The sequence below is a fragment of the Vibrio ponticus genome (assembly GCF_009938225.1).
Classification (GTDB): Bacteria; Pseudomonadota; Gammaproteobacteria; order Enterobacterales; family Vibrionaceae; genus Vibrio; species Vibrio ponticus.
The window spans coordinates 841,538-855,310 of record NZ_AP019658.1; the positions used below are offsets into that span (position 1 = coordinate 841,538).

A 13,773-nucleotide genomic window follows, 5' to 3' on the forward strand; every position below is an offset into this window, starting at 1 on the left:
TATAGCATTCATACAGAACTAATCGTTCAGTAAAAGATAGCCCCGCATAAAGCGGGGCTTGTGTTTAGGCTAAGGTGCAAGGATTAGTGTTTAAACATATGCACTTGTTCATTGAGACGCACCGCAATCTGGCGTAAATCTTCAGAGAGTGAGCGAGAGTTATGCGCTTCTTGGCTGAGGTGGGTAGAAATATCGCTCACTTGCTGAATATTTTTGCTCACTTCTTCCGTTACTGTTCGTTGCTCTGAAGCGGCATTGGAAATGTGTGATGCCATCTCAGATATCTGTTGAATCGAAATGGTGATTTTCTCAAGCGCTTCAGTGGCGTCGTTAGCATCTTCAACGCTAGAAGAAGCTAAGTCGCGGCTACGAGTCATCGAATCGACCGCTTCAACACTGTTTTTCTGCAAGCTTTCGATCATTTCACGAATTTCAACCGTTGAGCTGTGGGTGCGTTGCGATAATACGCGTACCTCATCCGCCACTACGGCAAAGCCGCGACCTTGATCACCTGCTCGAGCGGCTTCAATCGCTGCGTTCAGTGCTAGCAAGTTAGTTTGCTCGGCGATATCACTGATGGTTGATGTGATGGTGTTAATGTCTTGAGCATTCTTCTCCAATTGACCAATCACTTTCGCTGCATTCTCAAGTTGAGAGGCGAGGTTAGTAATAGAGTCCTGGTTACGGCGAATCACTCGTTTACCTTGGTCGCAGTGCTCGGTAGAGCTTAGTGCAGAATCGGCGGTTTGTTTTGCGTTGCTCGCCACTTCTTCTGCCGCTGCAGACATTTCGTGTACCGCGGTGGCAATTTGAGAGACTTCGTTTAGTTGCGTCGCCAACGAGTCACTTAAACCAATCGCTTGTTTGGTGCTCACTTCAGATTGATTACCTAAATTCTTCGAAGAATTTGAAATATCTTGAACAATCTCTTGAAGTTTAGCGATAAAGGCATTGACTTGCTCTGCTAATATACCAATCTCATCCTTCGTTTTGACTTCAATACGCTTGGTTAAATCCCCGTTGCCTTCAGCAAGATCTTTCATCGAATTGCTGAGGTTATTCAGTGGCGATAGAGCTTTCTTAACAATAACCAATGCGATGATCGCAATAAGTAAAACTTGCACTAACCCCATAATAATTAATTGACCAAGTAGTTCTTCTTGTGAAGCAAAAGCATGTTGCTTGTCAATCACGATGGTGTAGTACCAGTCGGTATTTGGTACGGATTCGGATGTGATTAATACGTCTTTATCAGAAATAATGGTTTCAACAAGTTCGCGACTTTGAGCCAATTTCGTAATTTGGCTTGCGCTTAAATCTGGCGAGATATTTTCAATACCTTTTAAGGTTAAATCGTGATTTTTGTGCGCAACGATTTTACCTTTACTATTGGTAATAAACGCTTCAACCCCCGGCTGTTTTAAATCAACTACGTCACTGACGAGGTTGTCAATTTCAACGTCGGCACCCAGCACGCCCCCCACTTTACCTTCGGTAAATGGCAGAGCAATGGTCATGATTAGGCGGTTCGATTGAACGTCAAAGTAGGGCTCGGTGATATTTAGACCGTTGATACGCATGGTGTCTTTGTACCAGTCGCGTTCACGCGGGTCGTAGCCTTCTGGTACACCGAGGTCAATACCAAGAATGAATTGAGCGTCATTGAGACCCGCGTAGGCAACACGGAAATCTCCCGCTTTTGAAGCGGTGGCAAGATAAGCTTTTGCTTGAGTCGGATCGATAAAAGCGTCAGAGGTAGACCGTACAACATTGATTTTAGCTTTTATCCATTGATCCATGCTCGTGACACTGCCATTGAGCAAAGTCGAAGCATATTGATTAATAGAGCGGGTTGTCTCATCAAATATTTGTTTGCCCGTTATATAAGTTTGGGCAGTAGTCATCAGCAGAATAGCGAGAACAAAAGCGATAGTAAGTTTATTTTTTATTGATAGCGCAGACATAGGTATTTTCCAATACTCGACAGGTAATCGGTGTGAGAATATCAGAGGCTAAAAAGCTACCTGTAGGAAATTTCTTATATGTATGATCGTACTCCCAATAATGTTTCTGGCTTATGGCTCGCAAAGTGTAAAGATAAATATTTTTACACTGTAGTACCGAGTTTGATTGAATTTATAAAAGATGTGGCTGTTTTTTTATATGCAACGAACGGAAAATGAAATAATAAAAAATAACTGATAACAATTTACATAATAGAAACAATAGTTACCCTAGATATAAAAAAGCCCTGCATTGCAGGGCTCGTTGAGTGTAAAAATTTTAGTACTTAAACAAATTTACTTGCTGATTGAGTTGCATCGCAATTTGGCGTAAATCTTGAGAGAGATTGCGAGAGTTTTGTGCCTCTTCAGAAAGGGTAGAAGAGATATCATTCGCTTGTTGGATATTCTTACTTACTTCATCGGTCACTGTGCGTTGCTCGGAAGCTGCATTTGAGATTTGTAGTGCCATGTCTGAGATTTCTTGAATCGAAACGGTGATCTTCTCTAAAGCTTCAGTTGCGCTATTGGCATCATCAACACTTGAACCAGCTAAGTCACGACTTTGTGTCATTGAGCTAACCGCTTCTAGGCTATTTTTTTGCAAACTTTCGATCATTTGACGAATTTCAACCGTAGAGCTGTGTGTTCTTTGTGAAAGCACGCGAACCTCGTCTGCAACGACGGCGAAGCCACGACCCTGTTCTCCGGCGCGCGCAGCTTCAATCGCGGCGTTAAGCGCAAGTAAGTTCGTTTGTTCGGCAATTTCACTAATCGTTGAAATAATGGTGTTGATGTCTTGAGCGTTACGTTCCAACTGAGTGACCACACTCGCGGCATTATCCAGTTGACTCGCTAACGTGGTAATCGAATCTTGGTTGCGGCGAATCACTCGTTTACCTTGTTCACAATGTTCGGTTGAGTTTAACGCTGATTCTGCCGTCATTTTGGCATTACTTGCGACTTCTTCTGCGGCGGCTGACATTTCATGGACCGCGGTCGCGATTTGTGAAATTTCGTTTAATTGCGCAGAAAGGGAATCACTAATTTCACTCGCTAGCTTAGTGCTGACTTCGGAACGGCTATCGAGGTTTTTCGACGAGTCTGAAATATCATGCACAATTTCTTGTAGTTTACTGATGAAAGCATTGACTTGAGTGGCAAGCGAACCGATTTCGTCTTTAGTTTTCACTTCAATGCGTTTGGTTAAATCACCATTACCTTGTGCTAGATCGCGCATAGAGTCAGTCAGATTGTTTAATGGCGCTAGCGCACGCTTAACGATAACTAGAGCAATGACTGCGATGATCAATACTTGGGCTAAGCCCATTAGCATGGATTGTCCAATTAAGTCGTAGTGAGATTGGAAAGCAAAGTCTTTATCGATAACGATAGTGTAAAACCAATCGGTATTGGCAATCGCTTTAGAGGTAATTAATACCTCTTTACCAGAGATTACCGCGTCTACTAACTGTGTCGTTTTAGACAGTTTTTCAATGGTCTGGGTATTGAGATCGGGTGAGATCAACTCGATGCCTTTTAATGCCAGCGAGTGGTTTTCATGGGCGACAATTTTCCCTTTGCTGTTGGTGACAAATGCCGTCACACCTTGATCTTCTAATTGTACGGCGTTGTTGACCAGAGTATCGATTTCAACATCCGCGCCTAGGACACCTTTAACATTTCCTGCTGAGAAAGGTTCGGCGACGGTAACGACGAGCTTGTTTGAAGATGCATCGATGTAAGGTTCAGTAACATTAACACTGCCTTTAGCCATGGTATCGATATACCAACCACGAGTACGAGGGTCGAAACCTGGCGGTAATTCAATATCGACACCCATAATAAATTGCCCGTCGGTTAACGCAGCATAGATAATACGTAAATCACCCGATTTGGTGGCTTGGGCAAGATAAGTTTGTGGCGCCCCCTGATTGATGAAAGCATCAGAGGAAGAACGCAGTACATTGATTTTGGTGTTGATCCACTGGTCCATGCTGGCAACTCTGCCATCAAGCAAGGTATTGCCGTATTGTGTAATCGAACGTTGAGTTTCATCGAAAATTTGTCTACTGGTCAAATAAGTTTGCGCAGCAGTCATGATGAGAATGGCAAGCACGAAGGCGAGGGTGAGCTTATTTTTTATTGATAGCGCTGACATATACAGGTTTTCCTTACTTCACATATGAGCGCGAGCAGGATAACAGGATGACACTCTGTATCAGGCATATTTATCATTAGAAGTGTGACATTTATCCCACTAATGCCCGCTATTAAAACTACCCCTAGATAGCAGAGGAAAATGATAATAATAGCGGGATAATGGTCTAGTACTGGAAACGTACCGACATAGTGATTTGTGGTCCGTAAATACCGTAGTTACGCGTTTCAGCCGAGAGCGAAAGTTGAGATGTAGAATGGAAGCGTAAACCGGCGTGGAACACTGATCTTTCGTCTAGCGAACCAACACGTGTTGTCGCTTCTAGCTGGTCGGTTAACCACATACGTAAACCAATATTGAACTCTGGCAAGGTATCGCGATCTTTATGGTCGTAATCTGGGTACGTAATACTGTGAACCAGTGCTTGACCGAAAACATCAACGAATTGGTTGATTGGACCGTTAAAACCGATACCTGCGGCTAAATCTGAATCACCTTCAAATTGACTGTCGGCGCGAGCAAGCACATGAATGTTCTCTGCGACCATAAGGCTAAATTCAGCACCAGAGAAACGAGGGTCAATGGCTGTGCGAAATTCAAGATAGTTATAATTAAAGTTATTGGCTAATGCTGCAGGCGCCAATAGTGAGGCGGCTAAAGCAGTGACTATCACATGTTTCTTCAAAGTGTTTCTCCAACGTACAGCAACAAACATGAAAAGGTCTGCATAGGCAGACCTTACGTTGGGTAGTTTAAACTTAAATCTCAGTGATTTATAGCACTTGAATACGATCAACTTCGATCTCAGGCGTGCTGCCGCCTTCAAATTCACCAAATAGACGGACTTGGGTGGTTGCATCTAGTGGTTGAGTCAGCACGATATCGTCATCAAGTTCTACTTGTACTTCTGCTTTACCGTCGCTAAATACAAATTTTTCATGGTTAATTTGGCGCACAAGCTTGCCTTCAACAACCACTTTTTGTTCAGTAAACATAGTGCTGTCTGCAAGTAAGCCACTTAGGTTGGTCAGTTCTACAGGACCTTTGTATTGTACAGCGTTACGCGTTTCGTGATGGTCACCACCAGCTAGAGCAATAGTTGGTGCTAGGATAAGTGCAGCTGCTACGATAAATTTTTTCATGGTGTTTCCTTTATATATTGTTGTTAGGCTCTGTGCCCTTGCTTGATGGTGCTATTAAACAATACCTAAAGTGAACCAATGCTGATTAGTACATTCATTTTCCGTTCATCTATATGCCATCTTGTTATAAGGTAGTCAGACAGTAGAAAAAACATCGTGTACGTGGCAGTGATTAAACGCAAGCACAGTAGTATTGAAGTACTAAACTAGATATGATTCTTCTAACATAATCAACGAGATAACTGGTTAAAATGCAATCACCTTTAAAAGCGTTAATGGTACAAGGAACGACATCAGATGCGGGCAAGAGTGTTTTGGTCGCAGGCTTATGTCGAGTATTGGCGAGAAAGGGAGTCAAAGTCGCGCCATTCAAGCCGCAAAATATGGCATTAAATAGTGCTGTGACGAAAGATGGTGGCGAGATTGGGCGTGCTCAGGCAGTGCAAGCGGCAGCGTGTAATATTGAACCAAGCGTTCATATGAATCCGGTCTTGTTAAAACCTAATTCAGATACTGGCGCACAAGTTATTTTACAAGGTAAAGCCTTAACTAATATGGAAGCCACCGGTTATCATGATTATAAGTTAGTTGCGATGAACACCGTGATGGATTCATTTTCGCGTCTGCAAAATGAATATGAATCGGTAATGATCGAAGGTGCTGGTAGCCCTGCTGAAATAAATTTGAGAGCCAATGACATTGCTAATATGGGGTTTGCTGAAAACGCCGATGTACCGGTGATCATTGTGGCAGATATTGATCGTGGTGGTGTATTCGCCCATTTATATGGCACATTAGAATTGCTGTCACAGTCAGAGCAAGACCGAGTGATTGGTTTTGTGATTAACCGCTTTAGAGGCGACATCGCACTGTTAGAGTCAGGGCTTGATTGGTTAGAAGAAAAAACCGGTAAGCCGGTCATTGGTGTTTTGCCTTACTTACACGGTTTTGATCTCGAAGCGGAAGATGCGATTGATAGCCAGCAGCAACTGGGCGATCAAGCCAAATTGGTGGTGAAAGTGCCAGTATTTACTCGTATAAGTAATCACACTGATTTTGATGCACTGCGCCAAAACCCGGATATCGATCTTCAATATGTAGGCAAAGGGCAATCACTGTCTGGTGCAGATGTGATTATTCTGCCTGGTTCAAAATCTACTCGCGCCGATCTTGAATATCTTCGTAGCCAAGGTTGGGATAAAGAACTGGCTAAACATTTACGTTTTGGCGGCAAGGTGATCGGTATTTGTGGCGGTTTTCAAATGCTAGGGCAAAGTGTTGCTGATCCTTTGGGCATTGAGGGGGAACCGGGTGTTACACAAGGTTTAGGTTACCTCGATGTCACCACGACTATGACAGAAAACAAAAAACTAAACCGTGTTAGTGGTACTCTTGAACTGTGTGGTAAGCAAGCTCATGTCACTGGCTATGAAATTCACGCTGGGGAGAGTAAGGTATTAGAACGACAACCTATTCAACTCAGTGATGGGCATTTCGATGGTGCCCTGAGTGAGTGTGGGCAAGTTTTCGGTACCTATTTACATGGTGTGTTTGACGATGCTGAGGCATTATCCTTACTGTGTGAGTGGATGGGCTTTGCTAATGTAACTACGGTTGACCACCAAGCCAATCAAGAGCGGGCAATCAATAGAATTGCCGATGCGATTGAAGAGCACATGAAACTAGAACTACTTTGGCCTGAATTAGGCAAATAAAATTAATGCTTAAAATTACAACAACACCTTTACTGATTTCTTTGCTTGCAGGCAGTGCACTGTTTTCGACGACAGTGCACGCCGATGATAACGCGACGATACGAGTTTATGCCGCATCATCGCTAACCAACGTGCTTAATCAGCTGATTTCTGATTATGAAAATACACATTCAGTCGATATTGTGCCTATTTATGGGGGTTCTTCCTCGCTAGCTCGTCAAATTGAGCGTGGAGCGCCAGCCGATATGTTTATTTCTGCCAATGAGCAATGGGTGACGCATCTTGAAAAACAAGGTGTGGCTAATAAGCAGAACATCTATGACTTTACGCACAATCAGTTGGTCGTGATTGCACCGCAACAGAGTGAGATTGCTCTAAATATTACGGAGCCAAAATCGTGGTTAAGTGCTATCGGTGACAGTCGCTTGGCTATCGGTCAGCCGAATGCGGTTCCTGCCGGTATCTATGCAAAACAATCTTTGCAATCGCTCAATCTATGGCAATCATTGAGCAAGCATCTCGCGCCAACAAAGAATGTGCGTGTTGCGTTAACACTGGTTGAACGCGCTGAAGCACCACTTGGCATCGTCTATAAATCGGATGCGGTGGTGTCTAGCAAGGTGCAAGTGATTCATACCTTTGCAGCTTCAAGCCATGACCCAATTCGCTATCCAATGGTCACAATAACCGATTCTGCAGATGTCGCGCAATTTACTCAATACTTAATGAGTGAACCAGCGAAACAGGCATTAAGTCGATTTGGATTCGATTAACGATATGGACTTGTTGTCAGAATACGAATATCAAGCGCTGATTCTTAGTCTAAAAGTCTCGTTTTATGCGATTGTTTGGCTAATTCCGATCGGTATCTGTCTTGCTTGGTTACTTGCGAAAAAACAGTTTGTTGGCAAATCACTGATTGATAGTCTTATTCACCTACCTTTGGTGTTACCACCCGTAGTGATAGGTTATCTGTTACTTGTGATGATGGGACGTCAAGGTGTGGTAGGACAGTGGTTGTATCAGACTTTTGGGCTCTCTTTTGCGTTTAACTGGAAAGGCGCGGTCTTAGCGAGCGTCGTGGTCGCTTTACCCTTAATGGTCAGAGCGGTACGACTGAGTTTTGAGAGTGTTGATTCAAAACTGGAACAAGCTGCCTCAACGCTCGGCGCTTCTCCACTTAAAGTCTTCTTCACTATTACGCTGCCTTTAACCCTCCCTGGTGTCATTACTGGCACTATGTTGGCATTTGCGCGTAGCCTTGGCGAGTTTGGCGCGACAATCAGTTTTGTTTCAAACATTCCGGGCGAAACACAAACTATCCCTCTTGCTATGTACACCTTTATTGAAACGCCGGGTTCAGAAATGGAAGCAATGCGCCTTTGCATTATCTCTATCGCGATTGCTCTCGGTTCATTATTGATTTCCGAATGGCTTGCGCGTCAATGTGCCCGACGTTTGGGGGCAAAACAATGAGCAAATTAGCCATTGCATTTAAACAGACCCTCGGAGACACGGCATTTGATATCAATGTTGAATTACCTTCACGCGGTATTACTGCCATCTTTGGTCGCTCTGGGGCTGGAAAAACATCATTAATTAATGCCGTTGCAGGGTTAACCCAACCAGATAGCGGTCATATAGAAATCGATGACCACGTTCTGTTCAGTGATAAACAGGGCATTAATGTCCCAACTCGAGATAGACGCGTCGGCTACGTGTTTCAAGAGTCGCGCTTATTTCCTCACTATCGAGTAAAAGGCAATCTGCTCTATGGAGTAAAAAAAACGGATGATCTTTACTTCAAGCAAATCGTCGAGTTGTTAGCACTAGACGATCTGTTGGTGCGCTATCCGATTGAGTTGTCGGGCGGTGAAAAACAACGCGTCGCGATTGGCAGAGCACTGTTGTCCAAACCCGATATTTTACTCATGGATGAGCCGTTAGCCTCTTTGGACTTACCGCGTAAACGTGAGGTGTTGCCGTTTCTCGAGCATTTAGCCAACAACGTCAATATTCCAATCTTGTACGTGACTCATAGCTTAAATGAAATTATTCGCTTAGCGGAGCATATTGTGGTTGTGGAAAACGGCACAGTAGTGACGACTGGCGCGATAGACCAAGTATGGGCATCGAAAGCGATGCGCCCTTGGCAATCATTCGCGGGGCAAAGTTCATTGTTTGAAGCTAAGTTGATTGATCAGATTGAAGAATATGCCTTATCAGGGCTTCAGCTTGCGCCGGATGTGGTACTTTGGGTTCAGAAAGTGGAAGCTGACATGGATAGCAAAGTACGACTGCAAGTTCGTGCCAACGACGTGTCAATTAGTCTTGATAAGCCGCAAAGAACGTCAATTCGAAATATCTTGCACGCTGAAATAACCGATCTTGAAACGCAAAGTTATGGCACACATCGCCAAAGTGTATCGGTTAAATTGAAGTTGGCAGACAACTGTTTTTTGTGGGCAACCATCACTGCCTGGGCGAAGGAAGAGTTGCAACTGGAAGTGGGTATGGAAGTTTACGCTCAAATTAAAGGTGTCAGTGTTACGCAACGTGATATTGCTCTTTCACACTAATCCTTCAGGGTTTGCTTAGAGACGTGATAAGAAAAAGGCCGCTAGTCAGCGGCCTTCTCATTACTATGTAGATACCAATTGAGGTAATTACTTAGCAAATACGTCCGTGAAGTCACGTTTAAGAATTGGATCACGACGTGCTTTTTTGATTTGCTTAACCATATCTTTCACGCAGTTGTGAAGTACTTGGTCTAGCAGAGAAGCACGGTAATCGTTTTTCTGTTCTTCAGTCATATCTTGTGGCAGGTTTAGAGTCGGGAACTCTTCCATCACATTTAGACCAGCGAATGCCTGGCTAACTGAAACTAGTGCATGAAACTGTTCGAAGTTATCTAGAATGTTTTGCGCACTTTTTGGTAACTCATTCCATGATTCACGTACCGCTTCTTCTGATACTTCATGGATAGATGTAACCATCTCGTACATTGCTTCTGGTACACCGTCAAATTCGATTACTTGGCGTAGTTCCGCTGAAACAGTAGATAGATCGATGGTTTTTTTCTCAGTTGGAGTCACGTCAGACATAGTCTTTTCTCTTTACGTAATATATGCCGCGTTATGCTAATTTTTCTACGATAAATGTCAACCTTAGTGGAGGATTTGCGGCGCTTAAAGTATGCTTATTTTTAAATAACTGATTTATTGAACAGTTTGAACGTTTGTAGAGCCGGGAAAAGCAGGGACAACAATGAAAATATTGCTGGTGGACGATATTCAAATTGAACGGATGCAGTTGGCGATTCGTTTAAAGCAGCAGGGGCATATTGTGGAGATGGCGGAATCGGGCATGCATGCTTTGAAGCTCTATCCTGAATTTGAACCTGATTTAGTGTTGCTCGATATCACCATGCCAGAAATGGATGGTTTTGAAGTGGCGTGTAAGATTAGAGAGCTCTATCCCGAATGGATTCCGATCATCTTTCTAAGTTCTCACGACGCACCCGAAATCATTGCTAGTGCGATAGAATCTGGCGGCGACGACTATTTGATTAAGCCAGTTGATAAGCTGGTCCTGCGGGCGAAATTAACCGCGATGCAGCGTATTGCCTTCATGCGAAATCAACTCAATAACAAAACCGCAGCATTGGCTCGAGTGAACCAAGAGCTGGAAAAGTTAGCCAGTGAAGATGGTTTAACCAAGGTACGTAACCGTCGTGACGTAGATAAAAAACTCAAAGAGATGATTTCGGTTCATGGTCGTCATTCGATGGCGTTGACGGTTATTCTACTCGATGTGGATTTTTTCAAACTGTATAACGATAACTATGGTCACATACAAGGCGATCAATGTTTGATCCAAATCGCTTCAACTCTCGATGAACTTTTTTCTCGTAATGGTGAAGTGGTTGGTCGATATGGTGGTGAAGAGTTTGTTATCTTGCTCGGTCACAGTGATGTTTATCAGGCAGAACTGCATGCAGAAAGGGTTAAAGAGGCGCTTGGTGAATTATCGATTTTGCATGAGCATAGTCAAGTTGCGAATTGCGTGACCGTGTCACAAGGGGTGGTCAGTATTCAACCGAATGGTAGGGAAACACCAGATCAACTTTATCACATGGCGGATAAGGCGCTTTATCAAGCTAAGCGGCAAGGGCGCAATCGATACGTGATCTACGATCCGTCAATGGAATTTCAAGAGTCCTAGTGAAAGATATAAGAAAGCCACTCGTCGGAGTGGCTTTTTAGTATCAAGCTATTTTGATTGATGAGGCGTTTTAAGAAATATATTTGGCGCAGTTGCCTTTAAAGTCCTTGGTTAACTGACGAGCCGCAATGGTGCAGTTTCTACCATTGCCTTTAGCCTCGTATAGAGCTTGGTCAGCAGCCTTAATGATTCGATTAACGTCTTTCTCATCATAGCTATCGGCTAATCCAATACTGATGGTCAATGAAACGGTACTTTTATCGTTTTTCGCGCCACGTTTCTTGGTGCCTTTGCGATGACTGCGTGGACGCTGGCTGATATTTCTAATTGTCAGTTCATACTCCGCTATGTCACGACGCAAATCCTCTAGGTGATCAAGCGCTTCTTCAGCAAGCTTTCCTTTAAACAGAATCGTGAACTCCTCACCGCCATATCGATAAACTCGTGCTCCGCCGCGCACCTTGCGTAGTTTACTGGCGACTAATTTAAGCACGTCATCGCCAGTATCATGACCGTAGGTATCATTAAATGATTTAAAGTGGTCAATATCTAGCATCGCCAGAGAGTATTTCCGACCTAAGTGTTTGAGATCAGATTCAAGTGCTAAACGACCTGGAATGCCGGTGAGGCGGTCGTTAAACGCTAACTCATAACTAGCGGAAAGCAGATAGACAAGCAGCAATAGACCCGCAAGACTAAACAACACACTTGAAACATAACTGACATGGAAGAAGATAAGCGTAATAGAACCAAGCAGCAAAGATGAATACACTGCAGTGTCGACAATGCGGTTATTCTTCAACAATAAAATGGCGCATAACAGAACCAGCACGGTTAAATAGAGAACGAGAACGACGGGCAAACGTGACAGTTTATCTTCAATAAAGAAAACGGGATGCTCAAAAATTAGGAAGTTGGATTCAACCAAGTACTTTAGGGTTAGTTGGCTCCACAATACCAGCAAAGCGAGAACCACTAAATAACCGACAAAACCAGGGCTGCGCACGGCGCTGTCTTTAAACATGTAAATGGCAAAGCAGGCGGCTGGGAGAGCAAAAGCAAGTAAACAAAGTTCTAGCAGAGTCGTTCCGGTGGTCAGCGAACTCTGGAGATAATTTTGAATAACCCAATAAGTGAGCAGCATGGCACTGGCTATCATGGCGCAGCGGCTATGTTTAAATACATGACTAAGGATGATTGCCACTGAAAACAGAATATAGGGCAAACTCATGCTTAGACTGGTATTGGCAATAATGATAGATGTGACAGTATCTTGTAGAGGCGTAAGTAAAGCTACCAATCCAATAGGTAAGAGGAATCGAAACCAACTAGCTGTAACGATTGAAAAAGACATTAAATTGATAAGCCCTAGGTATGAAGTAACTACCGCGCCCTAGAGGATAACGTTATAAAATGATTTTCCAAGTGTTTTTCGTAAATTGTTTGTTGAAAAATGCGGAATAACATCAACATTTGCGAATCATTTGTTTCGAATCAGAGATGCTTCTATTAAATTTGATATGAACTCGCTTGTTTTCACAGCCAATAAACCATACTTAATTTGTGGGGATAAGTTAGTTTTCAGCGTTAGCTTGGCAAAGTTTTATAAGGAGTATTTAAGCGTGCAGATTAGTGAAGATGTTCATAATTATATGGAAAATTTAGTCGGTCAGGTGTTAGGTCGTCCGGAATACACCGATCACTTTAATCATGATCAGCTTGCTGATCTCGCTTGTTTAGCGCTTATTCAGTTAAGACCTGTTTATATACGCCATGATGTTGATTTTCTTGCGACCCTTTCTGAGCAGCGTTTGATGACTTTAAAGGGTTATGCAGAAACGGCGGTTGAATCGGCGAAAGGCATGATTCTTGACGATCGACGCCAAAACCGACAAGACGAATTTCCGGTATTGTTTACAAAACCTCGCTTTGATGAAGATGCTGAGTTAGAGTGGTTTGAGAAGCCAATTCTTAATAAAAAATAAGGTGACCAGGTGGGATTTTTCTCTCGTTTGTTTGGTTCAAGTAAGCCAGACACAAAAAAAGTGACCGTAGAACCAGTTGAATACAACGGTTTTCTTATTTATCAGGAAGCGATCGAAGAAGGCGGGCAATATCGCATTGCGGGTAGAATCGAGAAGGAAATCGACGGTGAAATAAAATCACACCGTTTTATTCGTTCAGATGTACTTTCTAGTCGTGCGGATGCGGATGATTTCATGCTTAAAAAGGCGCAAATGTTTATCGACCAGATGAACGGTAAAATTTTCGATTAGTCTTAGCTGAATTGATAGATGTCATAAAACTGAGAACCATTAGCAGTTATGCTGATGGTTCTTTTTTTGTACATAAGATGTTTAATCTACTGTTTTTTATGAATGTTTTTCGTCGATTTGAAGATATTTAAGCAAGTAAAAAATGTAGTTCTATTACATCGAAAATTACAGAAATACGAGACAGATCTATCTGGCGCGAAGGAATATCTGTATTTTTATTACAAAATGCTTGAAATTTAGGCGTCCGTTAGT

At 43.0% G+C, this 13,773-nt stretch carries 13 protein-coding genes; 7 read left to right on the forward strand and 6 right to left on the reverse strand.

The genetic code is table 11. The annotated features are described in order from the left end of the window. Positions 1-83 precede the first annotated feature (83 nt). The 4 genes from GZN30_RS18065 to GZN30_RS18080 form a co-directional block, all read right to left on the reverse strand. Positions 84-1,964, reverse strand: coding sequence for a methyl-accepting chemotaxis protein (locus GZN30_RS18065; RefSeq protein ID WP_075652593.1), 1,881 nt, complete (start codon positions 1,962-1,964; stop codon positions 84-86). A 319-nt stretch (positions 1,965-2,283) separates the two neighbouring features. Next, positions 2,284-4,164 carry a methyl-accepting chemotaxis protein gene (locus tag GZN30_RS18070; protein ID WP_075652594.1) on the reverse strand — a complete coding sequence of 627 codons (1,881 nt, stop codon included), beginning with the start codon at positions 4,162-4,164 and terminating at the stop codon, positions 2,284-2,286. Positions 4,165-4,330: 166 nt separating this feature from the next. After that, the gene (locus GZN30_RS18075) at positions 4,331-4,849 is read right to left on the reverse strand and encodes a hypothetical protein (protein ID WP_075652651.1); all 519 of its coding nucleotides are present in this window, start codon (positions 4,847-4,849) and stop codon (positions 4,331-4,333) included. Between the two features lie 88 nt (positions 4,850-4,937). Then, positions 4,938-5,306 (reverse strand): YgiW/YdeI family stress tolerance OB fold protein, encoded by a 369-nt coding sequence (locus tag GZN30_RS18080; protein ID WP_075652595.1) that lies wholly within the window; start codon positions 5,304-5,306, stop codon positions 4,938-4,940. A gap of 251 nt (positions 5,307-5,557) precedes the next feature. Here GZN30_RS18080 and GZN30_RS18085 point away from each other — a divergent pair, with 251 nt between their 5' ends. From GZN30_RS18085 to modC, 4 genes are read left to right on the forward strand one after another with little or no spacing between them, the layout of a single operon-like run. Next, on the forward strand, positions 5,558-7,021 hold the full coding sequence (locus GZN30_RS18085) for a cobyric acid synthase (RefSeq protein WP_075652596.1): 1,464 nt from the start codon (positions 5,558-5,560) through the stop codon (positions 7,019-7,021). 5 nt (positions 7,022-7,026) lie between these two features. After that, positions 7,027-7,794, forward strand: coding sequence for a molybdate ABC transporter substrate-binding protein (gene modA / locus GZN30_RS18090; RefSeq protein ID WP_075652597.1), 768 nt, complete (start codon positions 7,027-7,029; stop codon positions 7,792-7,794). Positions 7,795-7,798: 4 nt separating this feature from the next. Continuing rightward, on the forward strand, positions 7,799-8,497 hold the full coding sequence (modB, locus tag GZN30_RS18095; RefSeq protein WP_075652598.1) for a molybdate ABC transporter permease subunit: 699 nt from the start codon (positions 7,799-7,801) through the stop codon (positions 8,495-8,497). Next, positions 8,494-9,600 carry a molybdenum ABC transporter ATP-binding protein ModC gene (modC, locus tag GZN30_RS18100; protein WP_075652599.1) on the forward strand — a complete coding sequence of 369 codons (1,107 nt, stop codon included), beginning with the start codon at positions 8,494-8,496 and terminating at the stop codon, positions 9,598-9,600. The genes modB and modC overlap by 4 nt, the downstream gene beginning before the upstream one ends. 87 nt (positions 9,601-9,687) lie before the next feature. On the opposite strand, the gene GZN30_RS18105 is transcribed toward modC, so the two are convergent. Further along, entirely contained in the window at positions 9,688-10,125 is a 438-nt protein-coding gene (locus tag GZN30_RS18105; RefSeq protein ID WP_075652600.1) for a DUF3069 domain-containing protein, read from the reverse strand. A gap of 163 nt (positions 10,126-10,288) precedes the next feature. Here GZN30_RS18105 and GZN30_RS18110 point away from each other — a divergent pair, with 163 nt between their 5' ends. After that, positions 10,289-11,245, forward strand: coding sequence for a GGDEF domain-containing response regulator (locus GZN30_RS18110; protein WP_075652601.1), 957 nt, complete (start codon positions 10,289-10,291; stop codon positions 11,243-11,245). 70 nt (positions 11,246-11,315) lie between these two features. Here the strand turns inward: GZN30_RS18110 and GZN30_RS18115 are convergent, their stop codons facing one another. After that, positions 11,316-12,599 (reverse strand): GGDEF domain-containing protein, encoded by a 1,284-nt coding sequence (locus tag GZN30_RS18115; protein WP_075652602.1) that lies wholly within the window; start codon positions 12,597-12,599, stop codon positions 11,316-11,318. Between the two features lie 268 nt (positions 12,600-12,867). Between GZN30_RS18115 and GZN30_RS18120 the strand changes: the two genes are divergently transcribed. Both GZN30_RS18120 and GZN30_RS18125 read left to right on the forward strand, forming a co-directional pair. Continuing rightward, positions 12,868-13,230, forward strand: coding sequence for a late competence development ComFB family protein (locus GZN30_RS18120; protein ID WP_075652603.1), 363 nt, complete (start codon positions 12,868-12,870; stop codon positions 13,228-13,230). A 9-nt stretch (positions 13,231-13,239) separates the two neighbouring features. Beyond that, positions 13,240-13,521: an HlyU family transcriptional regulator gene (locus tag GZN30_RS18125; RefSeq protein WP_075652604.1), complete on the forward strand. Its 282-nt coding sequence runs from the start codon at positions 13,240-13,242 to the stop codon at positions 13,519-13,521. Positions 13,522-13,773 lie beyond the last annotated feature (252 nt).

Bases quoted from the DNA above. Each gene is read 5' to 3' on its own strand.
- GZN30_RS18065 (WP_075652593.1), bottom strand. From the start codon at position 1,964: ATGTCTGCGCTATCAATAAAAAATAAACTTACTATCGCTTTTGTTCTC.
- GZN30_RS18070 (WP_075652594.1), bottom strand. From the start codon at position 4,164: ATGTCAGCGCTATCAATAAAAAATAAGCTCACCCTCGCCTTCGTGCTT.
- GZN30_RS18080 (WP_075652595.1), bottom strand. From the start codon at position 5,306: ATGAAAAAATTTATCGTAGCAGCTGCACTTATCCTAGCACCAACTATT.
- GZN30_RS18085 (WP_075652596.1), top strand. From the start codon at position 5,558: ATGCAATCACCTTTAAAAGCGTTAATGGTACAAGGAACGACATCAGAT.
- modA (WP_075652597.1), top strand. From the start codon at position 7,027: ATGCTTAAAATTACAACAACACCTTTACTGATTTCTTTGCTTGCAGGC.
- modB (WP_075652598.1), top strand. From the start codon at position 7,799: ATGGACTTGTTGTCAGAATACGAATATCAAGCGCTGATTCTTAGTCTA.
- modC (WP_075652599.1), top strand. From the start codon at position 8,494: ATGAGCAAATTAGCCATTGCATTTAAACAGACCCTCGGAGACACGGCA.
- GZN30_RS18105 (WP_075652600.1), bottom strand. From the start codon at position 10,125: ATGTCTGACGTGACTCCAACTGAGAAAAAAACCATCGATCTATCTACT.
- GZN30_RS18110 (WP_075652601.1), top strand. From the start codon at position 10,289: ATGAAAATATTGCTGGTGGACGATATTCAAATTGAACGGATGCAGTTG.
- GZN30_RS18115 (WP_075652602.1), bottom strand. From the start codon at position 12,599: ATGTCTTTTTCAATCGTTACAGCTAGTTGGTTTCGATTCCTCTTACCT.